Origin of the sequence: Hyalangium ruber (genome assembly GCF_034259325.1) — a bacterium.
Taxonomy (GTDB): Bacteria; Myxococcota; Myxococcia; order Myxococcales; family Myxococcaceae; genus Hyalangium_A; species Hyalangium_A rubrum.
Window position 1 is genome coordinate 161,979 of sequence record NZ_JAXIVS010000002.1, and the last position, 25,211, is coordinate 187,189.

The following is a 25,211-nucleotide window of genomic DNA, read 5'->3' on the forward strand; positions in this document are numbered from 1 at the left end:
GGGCGCCCCTGAAGAGGCGTTAGCCGAGGGCCGCCCGGGCATTGCGGAACAGCCGCATCCACGGTCCGTCCTCGCCCCACCCGCTCGGGTGCCAGGAGTGCTGCACGGTGCGGTGGACGCGCTCCGGGTGCGGCATCATCAGCGTGACGCGCCCGTCCCGCGTGGTGAGTCCGCACATGCCATGGGGAGAACCATTCGGATTGGCGGGGTAGGCCTCCGTCACCCGTCCGTGGTTGTCCACGAAGCGCGCCGTCACCAGCCCCAGCCCGTTCACCCGCGCCGCCTCCTCCGGGTTGGGGAACTCCGCGCGCCCCTCGCCGTGGGAGACGGCGATCAGCATCCGGCTGCCCGCCATGCCCTTGAAGAAGAGCGAGGGGCTCTGAGCCACCTCCACCAACGACAGCCGCGCCTCGAACTGCTCCGAGGCGTTGCGCACGAAGCGCGGCAGGTGCTCGGCGCCGGGGATGATCTCCTTGAGCTGAGCCATCATCTGGCAGCCGTTGCAGATGCCGAGGCTGAAGCTGTCGGGCCGCGCGAAGAAGGCGCTGAACGCGTCCCGCGCCCGCTCGTTGAAGAGGATGGACTTGGCCCATCCGCCGCCCGCGCCCAGCACGTCTCCATAGGAGAAGCCGCCGCACGCCAGCAGGCCCTTGAAGTCCGTCAGCGACACGCGCCCGGCGAGGATGTCGCTCATGTGAACATCCACCGCGGTGAAGCCGGCGCGGGTGAAGGCCGCCGCCATCTCCGTCTGGCTGTTCACGCCCTGCTCGCGCAGCACCGCCACGCGGGGCCGCGCGCCCTTGGCGATGTACGGCGCCGCCACGTCCTCCGAGGGGTTGAACGTGAGCGAGGGCGAAAGGCCCGGGTCCTCCGAGTCACACTTGGCGGCGAACTCCTCCTCGGCGCAGCGCGGGTTGTCGCGCAGCTTCTGCAGCTCGTGGCTGACGCGGGACCAGTACTGGCGCAGCGCCATGGTGGGCACCGCGAGCAGCGTCTGCTCGCCCTGGCGCAGGCGCACCTCCAGCTCCGCGCGGGGCCGGCCCAGCTCATGGGCGTGCGCGCCCAGTCCATGCCGCGAGAGCACCTCGCGCACGCTCGCGAGGTCCGCCGCGCGCACCTGGAGCACCGCGCCCAACTCCTCGTTGAAGAGGGCCGGCACGGCCTGCGTGCCCAGGGGCGCCACATCCACGTCCAGCCCGCAGTGGCCAGCGAAGGCCATCTCGCACAGCGTCGCCAGCAGGCCTCCGTCCGAGCGGTCGTGATAGGCCAGCACGCGCCCCGCGGCGTTCAGCTCCTGGATGGCCGCGAAGAAGCCGCGCAGCACCGCTGGCTCCTCCACGTCCGGACACTCCGCGCCGACCTGCTCATAGACCTGGGCCAGCACCGAGCCACCCAGGCGCTGCCGGCCACCGGCGAGGTCGATGAAGAGCAGCCGGGTGTCCTCCTGCAGCTCGCGAAGCTGCGGCGTGAGCGAGGGGCGAACGTCGAGCACTGGCGCGAACGCCGAGACGATGAGCGACACGGGCGCCACCACCGCCTTGCGCGCGCCCTGCTCCTCCCACTCCGTGCGCATGGACATGGAGTCCTTGCCCACGGGGATGGTGAGGCCCAGCGCCGGGCACAGCTCCATGCCCACCGCGTGGACCGCCGCGTAGAGGTTGGCGTCCTCGCCAGGGCTGCCCGCGGCCGCCATCCAGTTGGCCGACAGCTTCACGTCCGACAGTTTGCCAATGCGCGCCGCGGCGATGTTCGTCACCGCCTCGCCCACGGCCATCCGTGCCGAGGCCGCCGCGTTCACCAGCGCCAGCGGTGTGCGCTCGCCCATGGCCATGGCCTCGCCCGTGTAGCCCGAGAGGGCCGACAGCGTCACCGCGCAGTCGGCCACCGCCACCTGCCACGGTCCCACCATCTGGTCGCGCGCCGTGTGGCCCGACACCGTCCGGTCGCCGATGGTGATGAGGAAGGACTTGTCGGCCACCGTCGGGTGCTCCAGCACCCGCGCCACCATGTCTCCCAGCTCCAGCCCCTCCAGCTTCAGCGGCGCGTGCCCCAGCGGGCGCGACTTCACGTCCCGGTGCATGCGCGGCGGCTTGCCGAACAGCACATCCATCGGCAGATCGATGGGGGCCTTTCCGAAGTGGCTGTCCTCCACCTGGAGCACCTGCTCCGCCGTGGCCTCGCCCAGCACGGCGAAGGGGGCGCGCTCGCGCTCACACAGCTCGGTGAAGCGCTCCAGGTCCTCCGGAGCGATGGCGAGCACGTAGCGCTCCTGCGACTCGTTACACCAGAGCTCCACGGGCGACATGCCCTTCTCGGCGCTGGGCACCGCGCGCAGCTCGAAGCGTCCGCCCAGCGCGTTGTCATGCACCAATTCCGGCACCGCGTTGGACAGCCCGCCCGCCCCCACGTCATGAATGGAGCGGATGGGGTTGGCCTCGCCGAGGGACCAGCAGCGGTCGATGACCTCCTGGCACCTCCGCTCCATCTCCGCGTTGTCCCGCTGCACGGAGGCGTAGTCCAGGTCCGCCGCGCTCGCGCCCTGCGCCATGGAGGAGGCCGCGCCGCCGCCCAGGCCGATGAGCATCGCCGGCCCGCCCAGCACGACGATTTTATCCCCGGCCTTGAGCTGTCCCTTCTGCACGTGGCCCGCGCGGATGTTGCCCAGGCCGCCGGCGATCATGATGGGCTTGTGGTAGCCGCGCACCTCCACACCCTCGGGCGTGGGGACGTGCTGCTCGAAGCTGCGGAAGTAGCCGCACAGGTTGGGCCGGCCGAACTCGTTGTTGTAGGCCGCCCCGCCAATCGGGCCCTCGAGCATGATGTCCAGCGCGGAGGCGATGCGCGCGGGCCTGCCGTACTCGCGCTCCCACGGGCGCTCATAGCCGGGGATGCGCAGGTTCGACACCGAGAAGCCCGTCAGCCCCGCCTTGGGACGGGCGCCGCGCCCGGTGGCTCCCTCGTCGCGAATCTCTCCGCCCGCGCCCGTGGCCGCGCCCGGGTACGGAGAGATGGCCGTCGGGTGGTTGTGCGTCTCCACCTTCATCAAGATGTGCGTGGGCTCGCGCACGAAGCGCCACTCCCCGCTGGCCACGTCCGGGAAGAAGCGCTCCACCTCGAAGCCTTCGATGACGGCCGCGTTGTCCTTGTACGCCGACAGCACGCCCGCGCTGTTCGCCGCGTAGGTATTCTTGATGGCCTGGAACAGCGAGCGCTCCTTCTGCGCACCGTCCACGGTCCAGCTCGCGTTGAAGATTTTGTGCCGACAGTGCTCGCTGTTGGCCTGAGCGAACATCATCAGCTCGACGTCGGTGGGGTTGCGGCGCAGCTCGAGGAAGCGCGCGCACAGGTAATCCATCTCATCCTCCGCCAGCGCCAGCCCCAGCTGCCGGTTGGCCTCCGCCAGCGCCGCTCGGCCGCCGCCGAGCACCTCCACCGTGGAGAAGGAGCGTGGGGTGTGCGCGGCGAAGAGCACCTCGGCCTCTTCCATTCGCGAGACCACCACCTGCGTCATCCGGTCGTGCAGCACCGGCTTCACACGCTCCAGCTGCTCGCGCGACAGGGGCAGGCCGTCCTTGTCGGCGACGAAGAAGACGATGCCGCGCTCCATGCGCCGCACGCGCACCAGGCCGCAGTTATGGACGATGTCCGTGGCCTTGGAAGACCAGGGCGAGAAGGTGCCGGGGCGCGGCATCACCACCATCCGGCTGCCCTCCCAGTAGCCGATGGGGATGCGCGGGCCGTACTCCAGCAGCCGGTAGAGCACCGCCAGCTCCGCCTCGGACAGCGCGCCCGCGGCGTCCACGAAGTGCATCAGCTCCGCGTAGAGCGAGGCCACCTCGGGTACACGCTCGCGGCACTGGGCGAGCAGTTTGTCCTGACGGAACGGGGAGAAGGCGGGAGCGCCGCGCAGGTTGAGGATGCTGGGCATGGACGGGCCTGGCTCTGGATAACGGTGAAGTCGTCCTTATCACCGAGACTTCCGGTGAGTCCTGAAGAGTTCGCGCTGGGTCGCCTGCTTCACGAACAGGCACCCGCCGGGTCTTCCCCGGAGGCAAGCGCCTTCAACCCTTCTCGTCCCTCCACTTCACATGGAAGGTGACGTCGTCGGCGCTGAAGGCATGCACTTCCACCTGGACCTCCTTCACGCCACAGCCGCGCAGGCCCGCCATCATGGCGCCCTGCACCAGGTAGCGGGTGGGGCCCGCCTCATTCACCCACAGCTCCAGGTGCGCGGGGGCCAGATCCTGGATGCGCACCTCGGTGTAGTTGTTGCCGGAGCGAAAGCTCTGCTGCGCCCGGCCCACCACGCGCCGAGGCCCCAGCATCTGGAGCACGCTGAACAGCGCTCGCCCCAACATCGTCACCCGATAGCCATCCACCATGCGCTCGCCCAGGTGCCGGTAGGCGTGCTCCTCGGGCTGGCTGGCGTACAGCTCCCGCGCCGCCAGACGCACACACCAGCACCACGTGGCGAACGGGTAGGCAGGCAGGAGCTTGCGGTCCAGGTCCACGCCCGCCTCGCGCAGGTGGCCCTTCAGGGTGGGAGTCACCCTGCCGGCGAGACCTCGGACGAACAGGCCCTCCAGGGTCTGGTCGAAGACGAGTTTCTCCTGCATGGGAGTAGTCTACTCCTGATCTGCCTTCCCTGGAGGAACCCGATGGGTCTTCAACGTGAGCTGGCGGCGATGGCCATGCGCGCCACCCCCCTTCCCGGCCAGAAGAACTTCCTGAGCGACACGGGCCTGTCCTCCCCCGTCCCCATCCTCCCGGGCTCCATCGGCGCGGTGGCGCACGAGCCCTTCGGCGCCGAGGAGCTCAAGCGGCTGTTCGACCTGATGGTGGTCTTCACCATCGGCGACTTCGCGAGCGGGGATTGCTGCTCGAGCTACTTCGATCCGGACAGCCCCTGGTACAACGTCTTCTACGGCGCCTACGGGCTGCGCTCGCACAAGCCGGACGGCACCCCGTGGGGCTTCCGCCGCGACGGGCGGGTGAACCTGGAGGAGATGCTGGAGGTGCCCTGGCTGGACTACAACTTCCTCACCGCGGGCAACCTGGGCTGTCCGCCCTCGCGCATGTGCTTCCGGGTGGAGGAGGCGAGCGTGGGCAAGGAGGGCCCCTGGCACACGGCCGAGGTGTCCTGCGTGATTCCCAGCGGCCTGCACCGCCTGAAGGACGCCGTCACCCCGGACCTGACGTACTACGCGGTCTTCGGGGTGCCGGAGGAGCGCTACCTGTCCTCGCAGCGCGAGAGCTACGAGCCGGTGCGCATGCGGGGAAAGATGTACTTCCAGCCCATCGCCGCGCGCACCACGTTGGTGTGGGGCGGGCTGTGCCCCAACACCCCGGACGGGCAGCGGCTGTTCAACTCCATCCTGGACGCGATGACGCCTCTTTATGCGCGCTGAGGCCTGCAAAGCGTCGGACGGTCGGGGGATTGATGCACCCGTCCGACGCTCGCGGGGCTCAAAAGCAATCTCCAGGCCACTCAGGGAATGCAGGAAAACTAAAGGCTTGGCCGAGATGTCCTGAAGTTCCTGGAGCATACGCGCTCCAGCCCCAGATTCACATTCGCCATGAATCTTTACATTTCTGCAACAATCTCTTGTCAATTCAGTAGCTTGTAGTGGCTCAAACAAGTGTCCTGAAAAAGGACACGGGTTGTGGCCTTTTAGTGCAGGCAAGCTTCTTCACCCGCGCTGCACAACTACTGAAACCCGTTACCCGGGCTTTTGCAGCTTCTCCAGGGCGGAGCAGAGGGAGCAGGAGACGACGGCGTGGGGCACGTCCCGGCGGTGGACGTCGAGCAGGGCGCGAGACATCTCGGCCAGCTCGCGGCGCACCTCGCGCCGGGCACCCTTCACCCGGGCGATGCGCATGTCGTCATAGCCGGTGGTCTGGTGGCGCAGCCAGGCGATCACCGCCGCCTCGGCGCGGCGCTCCACGGGGATGCGCTCGGTGCGAGCCACGGTGCCGCTGCCCACGGGGGCGGCGTGGGCCGTCACCACCACCGCCAGCCGCTTGGCGTGGGCGGTGAAGGTGGGGGCGAAGGAGAGGAAGCGCAGCACCTGGTTGGCGAAGTCCACCTCGTACTCGGCCTGTTCGCGCTCGCGGCGGGCCTGGTCCGAGGCGCGGCGCTTGGCATAGGCGGGGGTGGCGCGCTCGGCCTCCAGCTCGGCGCGGGCGGCGGAGATGTGGGCCTCGGGGGCCCAGATGCCGCGGGAGAACGTCTTGCGGCCCTTCTTCTCCACCACCGTCCAGCTGGGGCCGGCGGCCTTCACGCGGCGGGTGAGCCCGGCGTCTCCGGGCGGCAGCAGGGCCCAGCCGGGCGGAGGCGTGAGCAGGGAGCCATCGGGCGCGCGCACGCGGCGCGGGTCCGGGGTGGGGGCAACGGTCAGGGAGTCAGCCATGGGACAGGAGCGCGGCTGCATAGCGCACGGAGAGTCAGTCGGGAAGTCACGAGGGCGTCGAAAGCCTGCTAAATGGCCGCCATGCGCGCGCGCCCGCGGTGCCCTCCCGCTTCGGGGGGCCGGGAGGCGGGTGCGGGAGGCACACTTCTTCGTGGGAAGCGCCGGCATGTCCCTCCTCAGGCTCACCTTCCTCGGCACCTCGGCCGCTCAGCCCACCCTGCACCGCAACCTCTCGGGGCTGGCGGTGAAGGCGGACGCGGACCTGCTCCTCTTCGACTGCGGCGAGGGCAGCCAGCGGCAGATGGTGCGCTACGGCACCGGCTTCAGCGTGGACGCCGTCTTCTTCACGCACTTCCATGCCGACCACTACCTGGGAATCATCGGCTTTCTGCGCACGCTGGGGATGATGGGGCGCGAGCACCCGGTGCAGCTCTACGGCCCGCCCACGGCGCGGCGGGTGCTGCACCAGGCGGTCCACCTGGGCGTGGACGCGCTGGCCTTCCCGGTGGAAATTCACGAACTGAAGGACGGAGACGTGGTGCGGCGCGGCGGCTACAGCGTGCAGGCGGTGGGGGTGGACCACCGCATCAACGCGCTGGCGTACGTGCTGGCGGAGGACGAGCGGCCGGGGCGCTTCAACGTGGAGAAGGCGCGAGCGCTGGGCGTGCCCGAGGGGCCGAGCTTCGGCAAGCTGCAGAAGGGTGAGGCGGTGACGCTGGCGGACGGCACCACGGTGCGGCCCGAGGACGTGGTGGGCACGTCACGGCCGGGGCGCAAGCTGGTCATCTCCGGGGACACGCGGCCGTGCGCCTCGCTGGTGAAGGCTTCGCAGGACGCGGATCTGCTCGTCCACGAGTCGACCTTCAGCGACGACGAGCAGGAGCGGGCCATCGAGACGCGGCACTCCACGGCGCGCGAGGCGGCGCGGGTGGCGCGCGAGGCGGGAGCGCGGCGCCTCATCCTCACGCACCTGTCGAGCCGGCACGACACCGACCCCACGAAGCTGCTCGTGCAGGCGCGCGAGGAGTACAAGGGGCCGGTGGAGGTAGCCCATGACGGGCTCACCGTGGAGCTGCCGCTGCGCGACTGAAGCGAGGCGCTACGGCTGCACCTTCTGGGCAGCCTCGGCCTCGAGGGCCTTGGCGGCCTCGGCGTCCACGCGCTGGAGCAGCTTCCACTCCATGGCGTGGTCGCGGCTGAGGGTGTTGCTGTCCGTGCCGGCATGCCCGATGCCCTCGGCGGGATAGCCCGTGTTGCCGTCGTTGGGGGGCTGGGACTGGACACGTGCCTGCTTGTGGAACTGCACGGCGGACTGGCCAGGGCCCTTCTCGATGCCGCGCACCAGGTAGCGCGCCCAGCTGGTGCCCAGGGATGAAGGGGCGCCCTCCATCACCCAGTCGGTCTGCAGCTCGTAGCCGCCCTGGGCCTCCATGATGGAGAACTCCTCCTCGGCCAGCATCGCCTTCACCTCGGGCCACACCTCATTGATGGGCTTGCGGTAGACGTGCTCGCGCGCCTTGTCGTGGAGATAGGCGTCGCGGCGGTTGGCGGCGCAACCGGTGGAGAGGGCGAGGGCGGCCACCAGCAGCAGCGCGGTGGATCCGAGCCTGGAAGTCAGCGTCATGTTCAGCTCCTGGGGTGAGTGCGGCACCGCCGTTCAAGCACGCGCCCTGCCCCGAGCCAAGTGGCGCCTCGGGACGTCATGCGCCGCACAGGCGAGTGCTTTCTTCCTGGTTCCTCAGCGACCGATGGCCATAGTGGGGGACACGCCATGTTTCCCATCAGCGACGACAACCCCACGCTGCGCACGCCGGTGATGACGTACCTGACGTTGGGAGCCATTGCCCTCGTCTGGATCTTCTTCCAGGGCGCGGGACTGAACGCGGTGGCCATGGCCGCGAGCGTGTGCAACTGGGGCATGGTGCCGGGCGAGCTGACGGGCCTGGCGCGGTTGGGACTGCCGGTGCCCATCGGCGAGGGGTTGGCGTGCGTGGTGGACCGGGAGGCCATCAACGTGCTCACCCCGGTCACCTCCATGTTCCTGCACGGCGGCTGGGGTCACATCCTCGGCAACTGCCTGTTCCTCTGGGTGTTCGGCAACAACGTGGAGGACAGCATGGGGCGGAGGCGCTTCGTCGTCTTCTACCTGCTGTGCGGGCTGGTGGCGGCGGGAGCGCACGTGCTGGTGGGCCCGAGCTCTCCGGTGCCCACGGTGGGTGCCTCGGGGGCCATCTCGGGGGTGCTAGGGGCGTACCTGGTGCTCTACCCGCGCGTGCGAGTGAACCTGCTCATTCCGATCTTCTTCTTCCTGCACATCATCTCGGTGCCGGCCTGGGTGGTGCTCATCTACTGGTTCGTGCTCCAGGTCATCACCGGACTGCCACAGCTGAACCAGCTCAACCCCGAGGTCTCCGGAGGCGTGGCGGTGTGGGCGCACATCGGCGGCTTCGTGGCGGGCGCGGTGCTCATCAAGCTGTTCGAGAACCGCCGCTTCACCCAGCAGCGCACCACATGGCGGCACCGGCTCCATCCAGACCACCCGTAAGAGCCCCTTTCGGGTGGGTCCATTCCGGGCAGTTGCCTGTCAGGCGTGCTCATCTGGAAAGAGCGTGCGAAGCAGTTCGTCGTCGGGCCCAAGCGGGCGCCAGCCAGTCGGCGGCGGTGTCCTGAGGAGGGCAGCCATGACCTGTCTGGCGCTCTCCTTGTGCGTTTCTGGGGTGAAGCCAATCCATGAGGCGAGTGTCTCAGCGACGGCGAAACGGGCTTCGTCGTCCAGCACGGCTGGCCACCCCCCTGGGAGACTCTCAGCAAACTCGCGAGCGAGTTGGCCGCGCACCAGACGTGTCACCTGCTGGCGCTGCTCAGCCTCCTCAACCAACCCGCTGAACAGTTGCACCGCGTTGAGGTCCGCTCCACCAAGTTCCTTGGCAAGCTCATGCAGCGGGACCGAAGGGCGCTCCTCGGCAAAAGCCGTAAGCGAAGTGTAGCCGCGCTCGCGGACCCGCTCATGGAGACGGATCCTCCAGTTGCCTCGCCAGGAGCGGCCCTCGCTCATCGGCCTCTCCAAGGCGTGAAGCTCATCGGGATGTCATAGTTCCTCATATATCGAGCGACGATCTTCAGGGTCTGGTTCCGCGTCAATATCCGGCCTGCTGCCGTCTCGGCGTCGCGCAGGACGCTCATGATCATCTGGTTCCATTCTCTGGGCCATGTACGCCCCAGGCGCCAATTACCACCGCCATGGATCGCCTGGTGGTGCGCCAGCTCCAACTCGACGCAGAACTGGTCGATGCTCATCTCACCCACGAAGCCGCGCTTCTCGAACCACTCGCGGTGCTCTTTGGGGAGGACATGGTGCTGCGGCGGCTCGGCCATGCCGGCTCCCGCTTTGCCGGTCTCGTGCATGGCGCGAACCTCGGGCCCATCTCCCAGCGCCTCACGTACGCCCTGCGGGAGTTCCTGGTGTGCCTGCGACATCAGCGCCTGACCGGCTTGAATGCGGACCGCGGCACTGACAGCGGGAACGGAGAGGACGCCCGCCTGCACCAGCCGGCGCATCTGTTCCACCCACTCGGCGGAGACGACCAGGCGGGAGCCCATCATCACACCGTGGGAGCCCATCAGGAGGTCCCCGCCCAGCGTGGCGGGAGCGGTCGGCGAGAGCCGTGGCAACGACAGCTTCATGGCCGAAACCAGGGTGAGCGTCTCGATGAGCTGTGCCGCCATCATGACCTGACCGCCGCGTTGGGCCGCCAATCGCACAGCCTCACGGAGGGAGTTGAACTCGCGGGTAAGCTTCCCCATCAGCGCGGGCATCGAGGCCACTGCTGTCTCGATTTGTCCTGGCTCCAGAGAGCCAAGAGCCTGCATGGAAGGTTCGATCAACTGCTGAACGCGGTGCATGTCGACCACGAGTCTCTCGGCGCTGTAGTAGCGGGACTGTCGGAGCACGAGATCGGCGAGGTTCAGGAAGTCGACCCATATGGCGAGCAAGGTCGAGCCGAACATGGCGGCTTGGAGCCGAGGGCCTGTCATCCGGAGCATGCTCCGCTCCATGTCCAGATCGTCAACTTCCGAGGAAGCTTGAGCCAGTCTGGTGGCACCACTCAGCGCGCCATTGAGCCATGGCAGTTGCCCTGCACCATAGGCAACGTGGTGGGTAAAGGCGTTGGTGACCCGACCCTCAAGGTTGTGCTCGCTGGGCTTGAGGAGGTGAAGCGAGCGGGTGAGGCTCGTCGTGGAGCGCGTTACTTCGTGGAGGGCACCGAGGACAGCCTGACGCGTCTGGGTGACACCTTGGCGCTCGTGCTTTGAAGAAGAGGAGGGCTCAACCCTCTGCGCGGAGAACTCGCGAGTCGAGGCACCGTTTTCCTGCAGGTAGTAGGCGGTCGCCCCTTCGCGAGCCCCAGAGGAACCAACTCCAGGAGTGGCACAGCTAATGAACGAGACCGCGATGCTCCCCAGTGCAAGAACGGTCAGTCGCATGCTCGTGCCTATTCCCCCAAGGACCTGCCACCGTTCTATCAGGCAGCCCGGTTCGTAACTCCAAGCAGCATGAAGAGTGGAAGCGGCGGGAATCGAACCCGCCGCTTGAAATTTCTGGCGAGAGCGCTCCGACTCGGTCGAGCGCAGGCCCCACACGTAACTCTCATCCAGGAGGGGCGCCCCCGTCTAGAAGGTGTACCGGACGCCCAGGCGGAACTGCCGCGGTGCCTGGTACTGCGTCGGCTGTCGGAAGTTCGGGTTGACCTGCTCCGCCGACAGATAGGTGGGCGACGCCTCGTCCGCGGCGGGAGAGCCGGTGTTGATCCGCACCTGCCCAGGCAGGTCCGCCGGCGTGCCCCCCGCCAGCGGGTAGACGGACTCGAAGGTGTACGACTCATCCACCCGCGTGGCCGTCTGGAAGTTGAAGAGGTTGAACACGTCCAGGGTGACGGACACGACGCTGTCGCGCGAGAGCCGGTAGTTCAACCCCAGGTTGGAGTCCACGGTGTTCACCCAGGGGGTGCGCCCCCCCGCGCCGCGCGGGAGAACGAATGACTCGTTCTGCAGATAGAACGGGTGGGCGCCCAGGTAGTTGATCGGCATGCCCGAGTTGCCTCGGTAGGACAGGCCGATGCTAGTGGAGAGGGCGCCGGTAAGGACGAACTCCTTGGCGCCAAACACCTTGATGGCGTGCGTGCGGTCGAAGGGCAGCAGGCCAGTGCGGTTATCCAAGAGCTCGATCAGATCGAAGTCCGAGAGCGTGTTCGGGTCGAGCTGCTGCGTCTCCGGGCGGAACAGACCCGGATAGTTCCCGTACAGCCGGGACCAGGTGTAGCTGGCCTGGGCCAGCCAGCCCTCGGCGAACGTGCGGCTCAGATACAAGGTGACCGCGTCGTAGTTGCGCACCGCCTGGGGGAAGTCCTGCGCGAAGCCCTTGTTCGGGTTGCCCAGGAAGTAGGTGTAGCCCCCATCGCGGCTCATGTCCTCGATGACCGAGCTCATGGTCCGACGGGTGTAACTGGCCCCGAGGCGGGTACGCGCGAACAGCTCCGTCTCGCCACCCAGCACGTACTCGTCCGACGCCTGCGGCCGGATGTCCGGATCCACCGGCTCGTTCTCCACCTTGCCGCCGCTGTAGAGCCGGCTGGGGTTGAGATCCTCCTCGCCCCGCCCCGCGATGAACGAGTTGCCCGAGCAGGTGTTCCGCTGGCCCTCGCGGGTGGACGGATCACACCCCTCCTGCCCCTGCCCCGAGGCGACGCGAGACACCGAGTACATGCGCTCGGGCGGGAAGTAGCGGGCCATCACATTGAGCGGCACCTGCTCGTAGTAGCGGGCGAAGTGGGCGAAGAGCTTCATCCGGCCGTTGGCCCAGGGGTCCAGCACGGCGCCCAGGCGAGGCGAGAGCTGGTTGCCGAGGACGAGCGCGAGCTGCCCCTCCCCGCCATACAAGGCCTGGACGTCGTAGCGCACCCCAAGGTTCAACGTCAGCCGGTCGTTCGGGGACCAGCTGTCCTGCACGAACCCGCCCACGGTGGCGCTCCGGGTCCGAGCCTGCTGAAACGCCAGCGGAACGGCGGTGTCCGGCGCGGTCTGGTACCCGAAGCGGCGCACCTCCGACCAGCCATACACGTCGCCGGAGTAGCCCTCCGAGCCGATGACCTCCCCAGTGCGCGGGTCGATGGAGCCGGTGAGGTTCATCGTCTGGAAGCGGACGCCGCCGCCGTACCCCTTGGTCTGCTCGAAGGTGAGGAACTCGGAGTCGAGGCCCGCCTTGAGGATGTGCGTACCCCCGGCCTTGAGCAGGTAGGTGGCCTGGGCGTTGATCTGGTAGCGCTCCAGCGTGGCGTCCTGGAGCAGGTCCGGCCCGCCCACGTCATAGTTGCTCACGGCGCAGGGGTCGGCTGGGTTCGTGGCTGTTCCCGTCCACTGACAGAAGGCGGCGGCCTCGCCCGGGCTCTCGAACAGGAGCAGGGAGCGCGGCTCGACATAGGTCGACCGGGAGAGGCTCGACAGCCCGGTCCCCTCCAGGTCTCCCAGCGCGCTGCCATCGGCCGGCAGCGTGGAGGCTCGCTGGTGGAAGTAGCCCGCGTTGACATCGAAGAGGAAGCTCTTGTCCAGGAACGCCCCCGCGTACTTCACCGCCACCTGAGTGGTGTCCGAGCGGCTCTCGGTGAGGCCGATGGCGCTCGGGTGCGCGTTGACGTCGCGGGAGGTCGGCAGGCCGCCGCTGCGCGGGTCGATGGACAGCTTGCCCAGCCCGCCCGTGCGGGAGGGAATCCCCAGCAGGGACACCGACACCTGGTGGTCCGGGTTGAGGACGTAGGTCAGCTTGCCCAGGTACTGGAGGCTGCGCGCGTCGGCGAAGTAGGAGCGCGAGGCCCCGGGGATGGGGGTGACCTGAGCGCGTCCCTGCTCGTCCCGGATGATCTGCCCGGCCTCGTCCAGCGTGAAGGCGTTGACGCCTCGGAGAACATCGTACCGGGTGAGCGAGGGGGCGATGCCGGCGAAGAACCAGAGCCTGTCCTGGAGGATCGGGCCGCCCAAGGTGGCGCCGAAGTCGCCCAGGTGCTTCAGCTGCGGGGTGGCACTGATGACCGAGCCCTCGTTCAGCACGAGCCGGCCGCTGCCCTCCAGACTCCCCGGCGCCCAGTTGCCAAAGACCGAGCCGTGGAACTCATTGGAGCCCGAGCGGGTCACCGCACTGAGGATGCCGCCCGTGGACCGGCCGAACTCCGGCAGATAGCCGCCGGTGATGACGCTCACGTCCTGGACGAACTCCACGCTCAGCGGGGTGGCGTTGATGCCGACCGCCGGGTCATTGGTGGACAGGCCGTCGATGACATAGCCGTTCTCAGGCGAGGTGGCGCCATTGAGGGACACGCCGTATTGATCGATCTGGGCACCGGGGGCCAGCTCCGCGAGGCTCTCGAAGGAGCGGGCCGCGCCTCCCCTTCCGCCCGGGCGATTGAGCGCGATGCGGCGGGTGAACTCCAGGTCCACGTTCATGCCCGTGGTGGTGGAGCCCACATCAATCGTAGGCGGTGTGGCGGTGACTTCGATCACCTCCGTGAGAGTCCCCGGCAGCAACTCCACCTCCACGCGGAGGGTCTGATTCAGCCGCAGGGCGATGTCCGGGCGGACAAAGGGCTGAAAGCCGTCCGCGTCGAAGCGCAGGGTGTACACGCCGGGGGGAAGCTGGGGCAGCCGGTATTGCCCCTGATCATCCGTGAGCACGGTCTGCTCGCCCTGCAATTGGGGCGAGGTCGCGGTGACCACCACGTCCCCCAGCGGCTGGTGCGTCTGCGCGCTGCTCACCCTTCCGGCGAGCACGCTGCTGGAGGACTGAGCCCAGGCAGCGGACCCGAACACCAGGCCCACCGCCAGCACCACCCCGATTTCTCGGAGCACACGCACCCCGTATTTCATTCTGCGACTTCCTCGGAATGAGACAAAGAAGCGCCGACTCACGCAGCGCCTGGATGCGTTCACGATACCGAGGCCCCGAACTCCTGTATCGCCGGAGCGAGCCGGCTCAGGGGCTCGCGATGTCTACTGTCAACAACTGAAGACGAGCGCACTGAACTTCAGGCTGTAGCCGGCACCACCGGGGTGCGCCAGAGTGGCGCGCCCTCGCCCCGACCTCCGGGGTGGGCTCATGGCAGGTGTTTCGATGCAACGTGTCCGGTGTTCCCTCGCGGCGGTGCTCCTCCTGGCGTGCGTGGCCGGCTGTGCCCGGCGGACTCCCGACGCAACGCCCTCCTCTTCCTCCACCACGGTGTATGTCGCCCACCGCGTGCGGACGCTCGACCCGGCACGCCCGCTGGCCGAGGCGCTCGCGGTGCGCGGTGGCAAGGTGCTCGCCACGGGCTCCCGGGACGAGGTGCTCGCCGCCGCCGGCGCGGATGCGCGCGTGGTGGACCTCGGAGATGCCACGGTGGTGCCCGGCCTCAGCGACGCCCACGGTCACCTCGCGGGCTTGGGCCGCGCCTTGTCCGCGGTCATCCTCGTGGGCGCCGACTCCCGCGCGCAGGCCCTCGAGCGCGTGGGGGCCGCGCCGCGCTCCGCCTTCCAGGGGGACTGGCTCATCGGCCAGGGCTGGGACCAGAACGACTGGCCGGAGAAGGCCTTCCCCACCCGCGCCGAGCTGGACACGCGCTGGCCCTCCACGCCCGTGGCCCTGTCGCGCATCGACGGCCACGCGCTGTGGGTCAATGGCGAGGCCCTGCGTCGGGCCCGCATCACCCGCGACACGAAGGACCCAGAAGGAGGCCGCATCCTCCGCGGCCCCGACGGTGAGCCCACCGGCGTCCTCGTGGACAACGCGATGGACCTCGTCTTCGCGGTGATGCCGCCGCCCACCGACGCGCAGTTCGAGGCGCAGCTCGCCGCCGCGCTCGCCCGCTGCGCCGAGGGCGGAATGACGGGCGTACACGACGCGGGCATGGACCTGCGCACCTTCCAGCTCCTCAAGCGCTGGGACGCCGAGGGCCGCCTGCCGCTGCGCGTCTACGTCATGGTGGACGGCATGGGCCCCGACCGCGAGGCGTTCCTCGCCATGGGCCCCTTCCAGGGCGACAAGCTGACGGCGCGGGCGGTGAAGCTCTCCGCGGACGGAGCGCTGGGGAGCCGGGGCGCGGCGCTGCACGCCTCCTACAGCGACGAGGCGGGCCACCAGGGCCTGCTGCTGCTCAGCCCCGAGGAGTACGAGGCCCGGGTGCGCGCCTTCGTCGGCAAGGGCTTCCAGGTGGCCACGCACGCCATCGGCGACCGGGCCAACACGCTGGTGCTCGACACACTGCTGCGCGTGGCAGGGCCCGAGGGCGTCCGCGCTGGCCGGCACCGCGTGGAGCACGCCCAGGTGATGCGCCTGGAGGACATCACCCGGCTGGGCCAGAGCGGCTTCATCGCCAGCGTGCAGCCCACCCACGCCACCAGCGACATGCCCTGGGCCCAGGCGCGCGTGGGCCCCGAGCGCCTGCGGGGCGCCTATGCGTGGCAGCGGCTCAAGGCGGCGGGGGCCACCCTGGCGCTGGGCAGCGACTTCCCGGTGGAGCGGCCCGACATGCTCGCAGGCCTCTACGCCGCGCGCACCCGGCAGGACGCCGCCGGCCAGCCTCCGGGCGGGTGGCTCCCCGACCAGCGCCTCAGCGGCCAGGAGGCGCTCGAGGGCTTCACCGTGGGCAACGCCTACGCCTCTTTCGCGGAAGGGACGCGGGGTCGGCTCCAGCCCGGCATGGACGCCGACTTCGTGGCTCTCTCCGTGGACCCGGTGGAAGCCCAACCCGCGGAGTTGCTACCGGGTCAAATTCGACTCACCGTTGTCGCAGGGGCCGAGGCGTACCGGGCTCCCCGGCCCTGACCTCAGGGAATGTCAGACCGATCCGTATTCTCCATACCCAGCACGCTCCTTCTGAGGAGGGGCGCATACAAACGCTAGGAGTGGTGAACATGTTCCGGTCTTTCAAGATGTCCTGGGTTGTGGCGGTGGTGGCGGTCTCCTTCGGCGTCGGTTGCGGTGGGTTCTCGTCGGAGTCGGCTGAGGGGTTGGAGGGCTGCACCGGTACGCCCAACATGGTGTGCGCGGACTTCAACGCGGACGGTCAGACGGACCTGGCCGTGGTGGACCCCACCCGCCAGACGGTGAGCGTGCTCCTGAACGAGGGCAACGGGATGCTCGCCTCGCACGTCACCTTCGACGCGGGCAACGGCAGCACCCTGCTCGCTGGGGACTTCAACAACGACGGTTGGGTGGACCTGGCGGTGATGAACGAGGCGAACGGCACGGGCACCGTCCTGCGGGGCCACGGTCCGGGCGGGTTCTCGCAGCCCGAGGCTTTCTTCAACTTCGGCGTCATCCAGTCGTCGGTGGAGCCCACCGAGCCGCCGGCTCCGTCCTTCAACTTCGGTGTCATTCAGTCGTCGGTGGAGCCCACCGAGCCGCCGGCTCCGTCCTTCAACTTCGGCGTCATCCAGTCGTCGGTGGAGCCCACGAAGCCGTTGGACCCCTCCTTCAACTTCGGCGTCATCCAGTCGTAAGGAGGGCCTTACCCGGTTGCAGTCACCCTGGGTGCCGTGACGCGGGGGGCAGTCGTTCCCCCGCGCACCCCCGGGTTACTTCTTGCCAGGGGTGCCGGGCTTCTTCTCGGCTTTGCGCATCCGGGCGAAGAGCTTGATCATCGTATTCGTGCGGCAGAAGGTCGTGTGTTTCGCGGGCGCATAGCCCCGCTTGGTGACCTCGACCTTGATGGGCTTTCCCGGCAGACAGTCCAGCGTGAGCGACACCGGTGTGCCTCCCTGGTCACTGCCATCCACCTCGACGCTGACGCCCGAGGGCTCCGAGTCCACCATGAGAATGGCCGCCCCATCGAAGGAAGAGGTCTGCTCGGTGATGATCTCGTCCAGGTTCTGTGAGGGCTCGGGCTCGTTGAAGGTCGGCGTGACGGTGGTGTAGCTCGGCTGGTTGAGCACCGCCACGGGGGGCGCCTCGAACGAGCGGCTGAGCTCGGGCAGCGCGAAGAGCGTCGCGGCCACGAGCCCGAAGCCCGCCGCCCCGAACTGCAGCACCGAGGCCACGCGCGAGGCTCCGCTCTCCATGGCCGGTGAGGGCTCGGACTTCTCCGGGGCCTTGCGCGGCACCAGGAGCCCGCCCTGCCTCTCGTCGGGAGGCTGCTCCAGGCCCGAGGGCCCATTCTGCTGGGGGATCTGCGCGTTGCTCACGTGTCCTCTCCCTGCCCCTGAGGCTCAGCCACCGACGACCCGGAAGACTTCGCGCAGGGTGGTGGCGCCGGTGCGCGCGCGCTCCACTCCGGCGGTCAGCAGCGGCACCATCCCCTCCTTCATGGCGATCTCCTGGAGCCGAGGCGTGGGCACCTTGGCGTTGATGCCGTCGCGGATGGCCGGGGTAACCACCAGCATCTCGTAGATGGCGGTGCGGCCCAGGTACCCGCTGCCGTCACAGCGCGGGCACCCCACCGCGCCATAGAAGGTGCCGCCGAGGAGCCCGGCTTCCTCCAACCGAGCCTGCTCGTCGGAGGCCAGGGGCGCGGGGGCGCGGCAGTGCGGGCAGAGGGCGCGCACCAGGCGCTGGGAAATGGTGGCCACGGTGGCGGAGGCCAGCAGGAAGGGCTCCACCCCCATCTCGATGAGGCGGTTGAAGACGCCCGAGGCCGAGTTGGCGTGGATGGTGGTGAGGATGAGGTGGCCGCTGAGGCCGGCTTGGATGGCGGTGCGCCCCGTCTCCGGGTCACGAATCTCGCCCACCATGATGACGTTGGGGTCCTGGCGCAGCACCGAGCGCAGGCCCTGAGCGAAGGTGAAGCCCTGCTCGGCGTTGACCTGGGTCTGCGCGAAGAGGGGCACGTCGAACTCGACGGGGTCCTCGATGGAGGCGATGCGGGTGAGCGCGCCGCGCGACTGCTTGATGTGGCCGAGCGAGGCATAGAGCGACGTCGTCTTGCCGCTGCCGGTGGCGCCGGCCACGAAGATGACGCCCTGGGGCAGCGCGAGGATCTGCTGGTACTTCTCGAGCAGCGGGGCGGGGAAACCCAGGGCGGTGAGCTGGGGCAGCCGCACGCCGGTGCGGGCGATGCGCAGGGCCACGGCCTCGCCGTGGTTGGTGGGCAGGATGGAGACGCGGATATCGGCGGGCCCCTCCTGCGTGGAGAAGGGGAAGTGGCCGTCCTGGGGCTTGTCGAGCTTGTAGAGCGTCAGCTTGGCCAGGACCTTCACGCGGTTGATGAGGCGCGGGTGGTGCTCGCGAGGGAAGACGAGCACCTCCTCCAGCACGCCGTGGACGCGGAAGGCGATGCGCGTGCCAGCCTCCAGCGGGTGGATGTGGACGTCGCTGGCGCCCACGCGGATGGCCCCGTCCATGAGCGTGCCCATGAAGTCGATGATGTCCGGGTCCGGCCGGGAGCCGAGATTGCGCAGGTACTGGCCCAGCTCCACCAGCATCTCGCGCACGGCGATGGCGACATCCTCGTTGACCACCTCCAGCGGAGAGAGTGCGGGCCGCCGAGCAACGGGAGGAAGCGTGCGGCGAGCCAGCGCCGAGGCGGCGGTGGCGCCAAGGCCCAGCACCAGCGCCATCACCGCGCTGCCGATCACCAGCGGTGTCGCCGCTGTCTTCAGGTAGAGCGCGCCGAGCTTCAGCAGGGGCTCCGGGCCCTGGGAAGAGTGCCGGTACAGCCAGGAACCGATACCCGCCAGGAGGATCAGGCCCACCAGGAGCCACAGCCCGCGAGCGGCTTTGCTCATCAGCGCAGTCATGGAATGGCTCCCACCCTACCACCCAGGTGCGGGTCGTTCCACCGGCCCCCAGAGCGACCAACCCGAGCGCCGCGAGATGCCCCAGGGCGGGCAGCCAGGCGCCCGGGAGCGTCCTGCCTCAGCTCCCCACGTCGGCGGCGTAGCTGAGTTCCTCGATGCGGCGAGCCACCTCGTCGGTGGCGGCCTTGCGCTCCTTGGCGAGCTTCTCCAGCTCCACGCCGATGGCGTCCAGCCGGTTCTCCTGCTCGCTCAGCTTCGTCACGAAGCGCTCGGCCAGCTCGCGCTGCGCCGCCCCGCTCTTGAGCGACTCGATGTTGGAGCGGATGCGCTCCTGGTCCTTGAAGAGCCGCTCCCGCTCGTCCGTGAGCTGCTTCTCCTCGTTCACCACCACCACCAATCGCTGCTTCAGAATGGTGATCTGCCGCATCGCGTCCGCGAGCCGTTGATCGATGTAGCGAGAGCTCAAGTAGAAGGAGATCTCCTCCGAGGTCACCGTGCTGAGCGCGCGCCGGTGCGCGCCCCGCGTGCGCTCCGTCACCGTGAACTCCTGGCTCTCCCCCGCCGCCAGTTCCAGCTTGAAGCGCCAGAAGCCGTCCGTCGTCTCCGCGGGCGCGGGCGTGCCCTGCAGCTCGGAGTCCGTGCGCGGGTGCTCCAGGAACAGCGTCGCCGGGCGCTTGCCCTTGTTGCGCACCAGGTACTTCCTGCGCTGCAGGTAGTACTGGTCCATCGCCAGGATTCCGTGGCTCACCGTCACCCGGAACACTGGCCCGTCCTCCATCCCCTTCTCCACCGACACGGTGCAGCTCAGCTCCACCGCATACGGCACGAAGCGCCGGTCCTCCGGCTTCATCGTGTCGAGCATCGCCTCGCCCACGTACGTGTCAGCCTCCATCACCGTCACCGGCCCACCCTCCAGCGTGAGCCCAGTGGTGTTCGTCAGCTCGATGCACGCCATCGGGTTCTTCTCGCGCGTGGCCTGGTTGTAGAGCAGCACCCGCCGACCCTCGAAAGGCCGCTGGAGGATGGGCACCAACGCGCTCTGGTTGCGGTGTACCGACACCGGGTGATCCACCCGGTACTCGAACAGGTCCCCCACCTCTTTCGTCAGCGTCTTTACCTCCACGCTGCGCTGCGCCGCTGCGCGTATCCGCCGGACCTGGATCTTCCCCGCCGCTGCGACGCCTCCGCGCGCGACGCCTCCCGGGCCTCCAAGGGCCACGGCCCCGTACGACGCCCCCTCCTCCTCGGACTCCTCCTCCTTCCGAGACTCCCCTCCCTCATACCCCTCCTCGGGAATGACGGGCGCCGCGGCGGCCTCCGTCTTCACCTCCACCACCGGGCGCTTCATGTACCGGGGGTTGTACAGGTCATGGACGAAGGACACCGGCAGCCCGGCGATCAGCGCCAGGTCCACGTCCACCCAGTCCTCATCCCCCGTGTTGTCCACCAGCGCCCAGCCCTGCAGCAGGGGCTTCTCGCCTTCCTCCAGGAGGATGCGGTAGCTGGTCTTCCATACCGGCGCCTCCACCACGTAGGCGACGAAGAGCTCGCGCTCGCCCTCGCCCGCGGTGAGGATGGACATCCGCTTGCTGTCCTTCTTGTACGAGGAGAGCACCGTGGCCAGGTAGAACTCGAGGTCCTTGCGCACCGCATCGTCCAGGAACTCCAGCTCGGTGATCTCGAGCACGTCGAAGGTGCGAAGCGAGCCGCCCACCAGCAGCGACAGGAAGGGCCGCACCACGGACGCCTTGCCCTCCACCACCGGCAGCGACTCCAGGCCGACGATGATGCCCTCCACGGGCTCCTTGCCGCCCACGCGCACGCGCACCCGCGCGCCCTTGATCTGCCCCAGCAGCGCCGTGAGGCTGCCGGACTCGGGGATGCGGATGGTGGCCTCCTGGAGCAACTGCTCCAGCGGCTTCGTCGAGTCGTAGCTCACCGCCGACACCGAACCGCCCGACAAGTCCAACACCGTCATCGACTTGAGCACGTCGTTCATGTCGCGCGCCTTGAAGTCCAGGTGCAGCGCCTCGCTGCCGCTCACCTTTCCTTTGCGCTCGAAGTAGCCGACCCCGTGCTTGTAGAGGACGACGCGACGGATGGGCAGAGCGGCGGGCATGAGGGCCTCCGGAAGATTGGGCTTGGACGTTCCCCGGTGTATCAAGTCCCCCAGGGAGAACACCATGCAACCTGAAGTGAAGAAGAAGCAGTCCCCCTGGCTCTACATCGGCATCGGCTGCGGCAGCCTGTTGCTGATCGGAGCGATCATCGTCGGGGTGGGCGTCTGGTTCGTCGCCAAGAAGGCCAATGAGATCAAGGAGGACATGGCCAACCCCATCGTGCGCACCGAGAAGGTGAAGAAGGCCCTGGGCGCGAAGACGCTGCCCGACGGCTACTACGCGATGATGTCGCTCAGCGTGCCCATGGTCATGGACACCGCGATGATCTCCACCAAGGACCCTGACGCCCCCCATGATGGCGGCGCCAGCGTGTTCATGTACTTCTTCCTCAAGAGCGCCACCTCGCGTGACGTGGGGAACCTGCGCGACTACCTCGAGGGCAAGTCGGACGACGCCAGCGTCATCAGCCGCGCGGGCCTCGACACCGAGGGCAATGAGGTCCTCGGCCGAGGCGTGCTCGAATACGACGGGCGACGGTTGCTCTACCTCACCCAGCGCGGCGAGCTGCGCGGCAACAACAGCGACCGCGAGCGGGGCCCCACCCTCAACACCCTCGTCTTCTTTGAATGCCCGGGCTCGTCCAACGTCCGGATGGGGGTCTGGCTGGAGCCGGATCCCTCCCCGGAGACGCCTACCTCGGAGCTGGACCTGCAGGGGACCACCGTGGACCCCGAGGCCGTTCGCCCCTTCATGGCCCACTTCAACCCGTGTCAGGAGAGCTGAAATGCGTCTGCGTTCCTCCTTCTTGTCCCTTCTTGGCTGTGCGGCCCTCGCGTGTACCAGCGCCCCCCAGCCGCGCCCGTCGGAGGGCACTCCCTCCACACCTCCCCAGGAGGAGCCCGTGAAGAGCCCTCCCGAAGCGCCTCCCTCCAAGGGCACCTCGGCGTGGCACCGGGCCCGCGTGGGTGACCGCGTGGTGTACAGCTTCTCCGCCAACCGAGCCCCGGGCCGGAGCGGCGGCGAGGCCCGCGCCGTGGCCGGGCGGCTGGTGCTGGAGGTGGTGGCGGTGCAGCAACCCTGGGCGTGGCTGAAGCTCAGCTTCACCGATGACGCGGGCAAGCCCCTGTCGAACCCGCGACTGGCCCGCGAGCTTCACCTGCCCATGCGCATGGATGCCTCGCGCCCGCTCGAGGTTCCCCGAGAGGGCACCGAGAGCGTCGAGCAACCCTCTGCCGCGGGCCGCACCTGGGAGGCCAAACGCTACGTGCGCGACAACCGGCCCAGCGATGGGCCGATGGAGAACCGGCTGTACGCGGTGAGCCCCGGGCCGCTGTACCTCACCAATGGGCTGTTGGATGCGAGCACCACCCTGTCGGGCTTTGGAGACACCGGAGGCAACCAGCTCACGCTGGTGGAGGTCCGCCAAGGCGCCGAGGGAGGCACGGCCACCGCGCCAGCGTTGGAGCGGCCCTTCGGCCCGGGCACCTGGTACGACTTGCGCCTGAGCATGCCGGACCACAACGGTGTAGAGCGCACGTGCTTCTCCGCCGAGCAGGGCCACGTCCTGCGCGTCCAGGGCCCCGCGCCCACCGCGGGTGGAGAGCCGTGCCCCAGCTTCGCCGAGGCGGAGGTGGTGCCCCTGGAGCAAAGCCTGATGGAGCTTCTCTCGGAGGCCATCGGGACGACGCGCTGGCCTCCTCCCAAGACGACCGCTACCTCGCGTGGCACCTTCAGCGGCGAGGGCCGCAACGTCGCCTCGCTCACCTTCGACACGCCCGAGACGGAGGGCAGCACGCGCAAGGTGCGCTACGAGACGTACGCTGCCGACCCGTGGGACGCGTCCCTGGCGGGGCTGGCCCAGGAGGCCCGCTTCCGCACGCTGACCGAGGGCGTGGACCGCCTGGGCGCCAAGGGCAAGCGTGAGCCCGAGGCCTTCACGAAGCTCTCGGCCTGGGGAGTGTGGGCCGGGAGCGCGAAGTGAAGCCCGCGCTCTACGTCGTCACCATCGAGGTGGCTCCTGGCTCCGAGGCCGCGTGGAATGAGTGGCATGAGCGGGTCCACGTCCCCGAGGTGCTGCGCGAGCCGGGCTTCCTCTCCTGCCGCAAGTGGCGTGACACCGCCACGGCGGAGGATGGGTGGCCTCGCTACGTGTGTACGTATGAGCTGAGCAGCGTGGAGGCGGTGGAGCGCTACATCGCCAGCGACGCGGCGAAGCACCTGCGCGCCGAGTCGGACCGGCTGTTCGGCTACGTCACGCGCGCGCGGCGCCAGGTGCTCGGAGAGGTGGCGCGCTTCGAGACGGAGGCATAACAGCCTCGGGTGTTACGGGTGAGGGCGCCGGTGTTCGGGCTCCCTCACCCTGGCCCTGCTCAGCCCTCGACGGAGAGCTTCACGTCGATGTTGCCGCTGGTGGCCTTCGAGTACGGACACACCTGGTGAGCGGTGTGCATGAGCTGCTCGGCCTCTTCCTTCGACAGGCCCGGCATCTTGCCCTTGAGCTCCACCGCCAGGCCGAAGCCACCGTCCGGCGTCTTGCCGATGGTGACCGAGGCGGTGATGCTCGCGTCCTTCACGTTCTTGCCGGCCTTGCCCGCCACCAGCCGGAGCGCGCTCTCGAAGCACGCGGAGTAGCCCGCCGCGAAGAGCTGCTCGGGGTTGGTCACCGCACCGCCGGCGCCGCCCAGCTCCTTGGGCATCGCGAGCGGCATGTCCACCACGCCGTCGGAGGAGCGAACGCGGCCGTTACGGCCTCCCTGGGTGGTGGCGGTAGCGGTGTACAGCGGGCTGATCGTGACAGGAGCCATGGTGCAGTCCTCGATTCACTTCGGGTGGGATGCCGACAACACTGGCGCCCTCGGAGTAGTGGGCAAATCGCCCGCACGCAACGGAATCCCGCCGGAAACGTCGCCCGGGTGCGCCTGCTGTTTCCACCCCAGCGCCGAGGAGAGGATGGGCCCGAGCTGAACGGCCATCTTCCGGTGGCCTGTCACGCTCGGGTGAGAGTCGCAGCCGAAGTCCACCGGGTGCTCCAGGGTGTCCTGGATGAGCGCCAGGTGCGTGCGCCCGCCGTCTCTCGCACGCTGGCGCTCCACGATGGCCTGGATGTACGCCTTCGCCGGATCCTTCATGCGCGGGCCCGCCACGCAGAAGATGGGCACCTTCGGGTAGGCCTGCCGCACCTGGGCGATGAGCGCCTCGTAGCCCTGGGCGAACACCGCCTCGGGAGGATGTGGCTCGGTGGAGAAGTCGTTCGTGCCCAGGTTGATCACCACCGCGTGGGGCACCCAGCGTTGGAAGTCCCAGGTGGGCTGCTCCTTCTCGGCCAGGGTCTGGGCGAAGAAGGCGGGCATGGGCTTGGGCGAGGTGGGCGTGGGCTCACCGTAGTTGCGCACCACTCCGCGTCCGGACTTCGCGACGATTTCATACTCGGCCCCCAGTTCCTGGGCGACGAGGGCCGCATAGGTGAGCTCGATGTTCTGCGTCTCGCGCGAGAACTTGCACCCCAACTGCCCCTCGTTGCCATAGCCCGTGGTGAACGAGTCGCCGATGAAGAGCAGCCTGCGGTCCGGACGCGGAGGCAACTCCACGAGCTTGCGACTCACGAAGAAGCCTCGGAAGGCCGCCTGGCCGAACCCGGACTCTGTGCGCCGCGTGAGCCGGACGGTGTGCTGTCCCTCGGGCAGTCCCTCGACCAGCTTGTAGAGACGCTCAGAGGAGGTGCGGAGCACGCCCCGGGGCTGGCCGTCGACATAGACGTTGTAGTCGTTGTTCCCGTCCTCGAGCCGGATGAAACACGCGCTGCCCTCGAAGGCGGCTTCGATGGTGGCGCCTGGCCAGTCGAAGAACACGGTCCTCGGGTGGTGGATGAAGTCGAACCGGCCGGTGTACCGGATGAGCGGATCTTGCGGAGAGACAGAGTACATGC

At 68.8% G+C, this 25,211-nt stretch carries 20 protein-coding genes; 8 read left to right on the forward strand and 12 right to left on the reverse strand.

What is annotated here, in order from left to right; genetic code table 11:
* Positions 1 to 19: 19 nt before the first annotated feature.
* Both purL and SYV04_RS05750 read right to left on the reverse strand, forming a co-directional pair.
* Entirely contained in the window at positions 20 to 3,928 is a 3,909-nt protein-coding gene (gene purL / locus SYV04_RS05745) for a phosphoribosylformylglycinamidine synthase (RefSeq protein ID WP_321544599.1), read from the reverse strand.
* A 133-nt stretch (positions 3,929 to 4,061) separates the two neighbouring features.
* Positions 4,062 to 4,616 carry a DUF2378 family protein gene (locus tag SYV04_RS05750; protein ID WP_321544600.1) on the reverse strand — a complete coding sequence of 185 codons (555 nt, stop codon included), beginning with the start codon at positions 4,614 to 4,616 and terminating at the stop codon, positions 4,062 to 4,064.
* 42 nt (positions 4,617 to 4,658) lie between these two features.
* On the opposite strand from SYV04_RS05750, the gene SYV04_RS05755 reads away from it, so the two are divergent.
* Positions 4,659 to 5,408, forward strand: coding sequence for a hypothetical protein (locus tag SYV04_RS05755; RefSeq protein ID WP_321544601.1), 750 nt, complete (start codon positions 4,659 to 4,661; stop codon positions 5,406 to 5,408).
* Between the two features lie 312 nt (positions 5,409 to 5,720).
* On the opposite strand, the gene SYV04_RS05760 is transcribed toward SYV04_RS05755, so the two are convergent.
* A complete protein-coding gene (locus SYV04_RS05760) occupies positions 5,721 to 6,410 on the reverse strand; it encodes a DUF2293 domain-containing protein (RefSeq protein ID WP_321544602.1) in 690 nt (229 codons plus the stop codon).
* Positions 6,411 to 6,576: 166 nt separating this feature from the next.
* On the opposite strand from SYV04_RS05760, the gene rnz reads away from it, so the two are divergent.
* Positions 6,577 to 7,500: a ribonuclease Z gene (rnz, locus tag SYV04_RS05765; RefSeq protein ID WP_321544603.1), complete on the forward strand. Its 924-nt coding sequence runs from the start codon at positions 6,577 to 6,579 to the stop codon at positions 7,498 to 7,500.
* A gap of 9 nt (positions 7,501 to 7,509) precedes the next feature.
* Here rnz and SYV04_RS05770 read toward each other — a convergent pair whose 3' ends face one another.
* Positions 7,510 to 8,034: a hypothetical protein gene (locus SYV04_RS05770; protein ID WP_321544604.1), complete on the reverse strand. Its 525-nt coding sequence runs from the start codon at positions 8,032 to 8,034 to the stop codon at positions 7,510 to 7,512.
* A gap of 147 nt (positions 8,035 to 8,181) precedes the next feature.
* Here SYV04_RS05770 and SYV04_RS05775 point away from each other — a divergent pair, with 147 nt between their 5' ends.
* Positions 8,182 to 8,955 carry a rhomboid family intramembrane serine protease gene (locus tag SYV04_RS05775; RefSeq protein ID WP_321544605.1) on the forward strand — a complete coding sequence of 258 codons (774 nt, stop codon included), beginning with the start codon at positions 8,182 to 8,184 and terminating at the stop codon, positions 8,953 to 8,955.
* Positions 8,956 to 8,994: 39 nt separating this feature from the next.
* Here the strand turns inward: SYV04_RS05775 and SYV04_RS05780 are convergent, their stop codons facing one another.
* The 3 genes from SYV04_RS05780 to SYV04_RS05790 form a co-directional block, all read right to left on the reverse strand.
* Complete coding sequence (locus SYV04_RS05780; RefSeq protein ID WP_321544606.1) at positions 8,995 to 9,465, reverse strand: NUDIX hydrolase; 471 nt, start codon at positions 9,463 to 9,465, stop codon at positions 8,995 to 8,997.
* The gene (locus SYV04_RS05785; protein WP_321544607.1) at positions 9,462 to 10,895 is read right to left on the reverse strand and encodes a DUF2380 domain-containing protein; all 1,434 of its coding nucleotides are present in this window, start codon (positions 10,893 to 10,895) and stop codon (positions 9,462 to 9,464) included. Before SYV04_RS05785 ends, SYV04_RS05780 begins: the two co-directional genes overlap by 4 nt.
* Positions 10,896 to 11,081: 186 nt before the next feature.
* The gene (locus SYV04_RS05790; RefSeq protein ID WP_321544608.1) at positions 11,082 to 14,324 is read right to left on the reverse strand and encodes a TonB-dependent receptor; all 3,243 of its coding nucleotides are present in this window, start codon (positions 14,322 to 14,324) and stop codon (positions 11,082 to 11,084) included.
* A 244-nt stretch (positions 14,325 to 14,568) separates the two neighbouring features.
* On the opposite strand from SYV04_RS05790, the gene SYV04_RS05795 reads away from it, so the two are divergent.
* Complete coding sequence (locus SYV04_RS05795; protein WP_321544609.1) at positions 14,569 to 16,257, forward strand: amidohydrolase; 1,689 nt, start codon at positions 14,569 to 14,571, stop codon at positions 16,255 to 16,257.
* Between the two features lie 89 nt (positions 16,258 to 16,346).
* The gene (locus SYV04_RS05800) at positions 16,347 to 16,934 is read left to right on the forward strand and encodes an FG-GAP repeat domain-containing protein (protein ID WP_321544610.1); all 588 of its coding nucleotides are present in this window, start codon (positions 16,347 to 16,349) and stop codon (positions 16,932 to 16,934) included.
* A gap of 75 nt (positions 16,935 to 17,009) precedes the next feature.
* On the opposite strand, the gene SYV04_RS05805 is transcribed toward SYV04_RS05800, so the two are convergent.
* From SYV04_RS05805 to SYV04_RS05815, 3 genes are all read right to left on the reverse strand, one after another.
* Positions 17,010 to 17,615, reverse strand: coding sequence for a PEGA domain-containing protein (locus tag SYV04_RS05805; protein WP_321544611.1), 606 nt, complete (start codon positions 17,613 to 17,615; stop codon positions 17,010 to 17,012).
* A gap of 24 nt (positions 17,616 to 17,639) precedes the next feature.
* The gene (locus SYV04_RS05810) at positions 17,640 to 19,166 is read right to left on the reverse strand and encodes a GspE/PulE family protein (protein WP_321544612.1); all 1,527 of its coding nucleotides are present in this window, start codon (positions 19,164 to 19,166) and stop codon (positions 17,640 to 17,642) included.
* Between the two features lie 118 nt (positions 19,167 to 19,284).
* A complete protein-coding gene (locus SYV04_RS05815) occupies positions 19,285 to 21,285 on the reverse strand; it encodes a hypothetical protein (protein WP_321544613.1) in 2,001 nt (666 codons plus the stop codon).
* 64 nt (positions 21,286 to 21,349) lie between these two features.
* Here SYV04_RS05815 and SYV04_RS05820 point away from each other — a divergent pair, with 64 nt between their 5' ends.
* From SYV04_RS05820 to SYV04_RS05830, 3 genes are all read left to right on the forward strand, one after another.
* A complete protein-coding gene (locus SYV04_RS05820; RefSeq protein ID WP_321544614.1) occupies positions 21,350 to 22,069 on the forward strand; it encodes a hypothetical protein in 720 nt (239 codons plus the stop codon).
* Between the two features lie 118 nt (positions 22,070 to 22,187).
* Positions 22,188 to 23,267, forward strand: a complete 1,080-nt coding sequence (locus SYV04_RS05825; RefSeq protein WP_321544615.1) for a DUF6068 family protein — start codon at positions 22,188 to 22,190, stop codon at positions 23,265 to 23,267.
* Positions 23,264 to 23,596, forward strand: a complete 333-nt coding sequence (locus SYV04_RS05830; RefSeq protein ID WP_321544616.1) for a DUF4286 family protein — start codon at positions 23,264 to 23,266, stop codon at positions 23,594 to 23,596. The genes SYV04_RS05825 and SYV04_RS05830 overlap by 4 nt, the downstream gene beginning before the upstream one ends.
* A gap of 59 nt (positions 23,597 to 23,655) precedes the next feature.
* On the opposite strand, the gene SYV04_RS05835 is transcribed toward SYV04_RS05830, so the two are convergent.
* Both SYV04_RS05835 and SYV04_RS05840 read right to left on the reverse strand, forming a co-directional pair.
* On the reverse strand, positions 23,656 to 24,090 hold the full coding sequence (locus SYV04_RS05835) for an organic hydroperoxide resistance protein (protein ID WP_321544617.1): 435 nt from the start codon (positions 24,088 to 24,090) through the stop codon (positions 23,656 to 23,658).
* A 15-nt stretch (positions 24,091 to 24,105) separates the two neighbouring features.
* Positions 24,106 to 25,209 (reverse strand): SGNH/GDSL hydrolase family protein, encoded by a 1,104-nt coding sequence (locus SYV04_RS05840; RefSeq protein ID WP_321544618.1) that lies wholly within the window; start codon positions 25,207 to 25,209, stop codon positions 24,106 to 24,108.
* Positions 25,210 to 25,211: the final 2 nt, after the last annotated feature.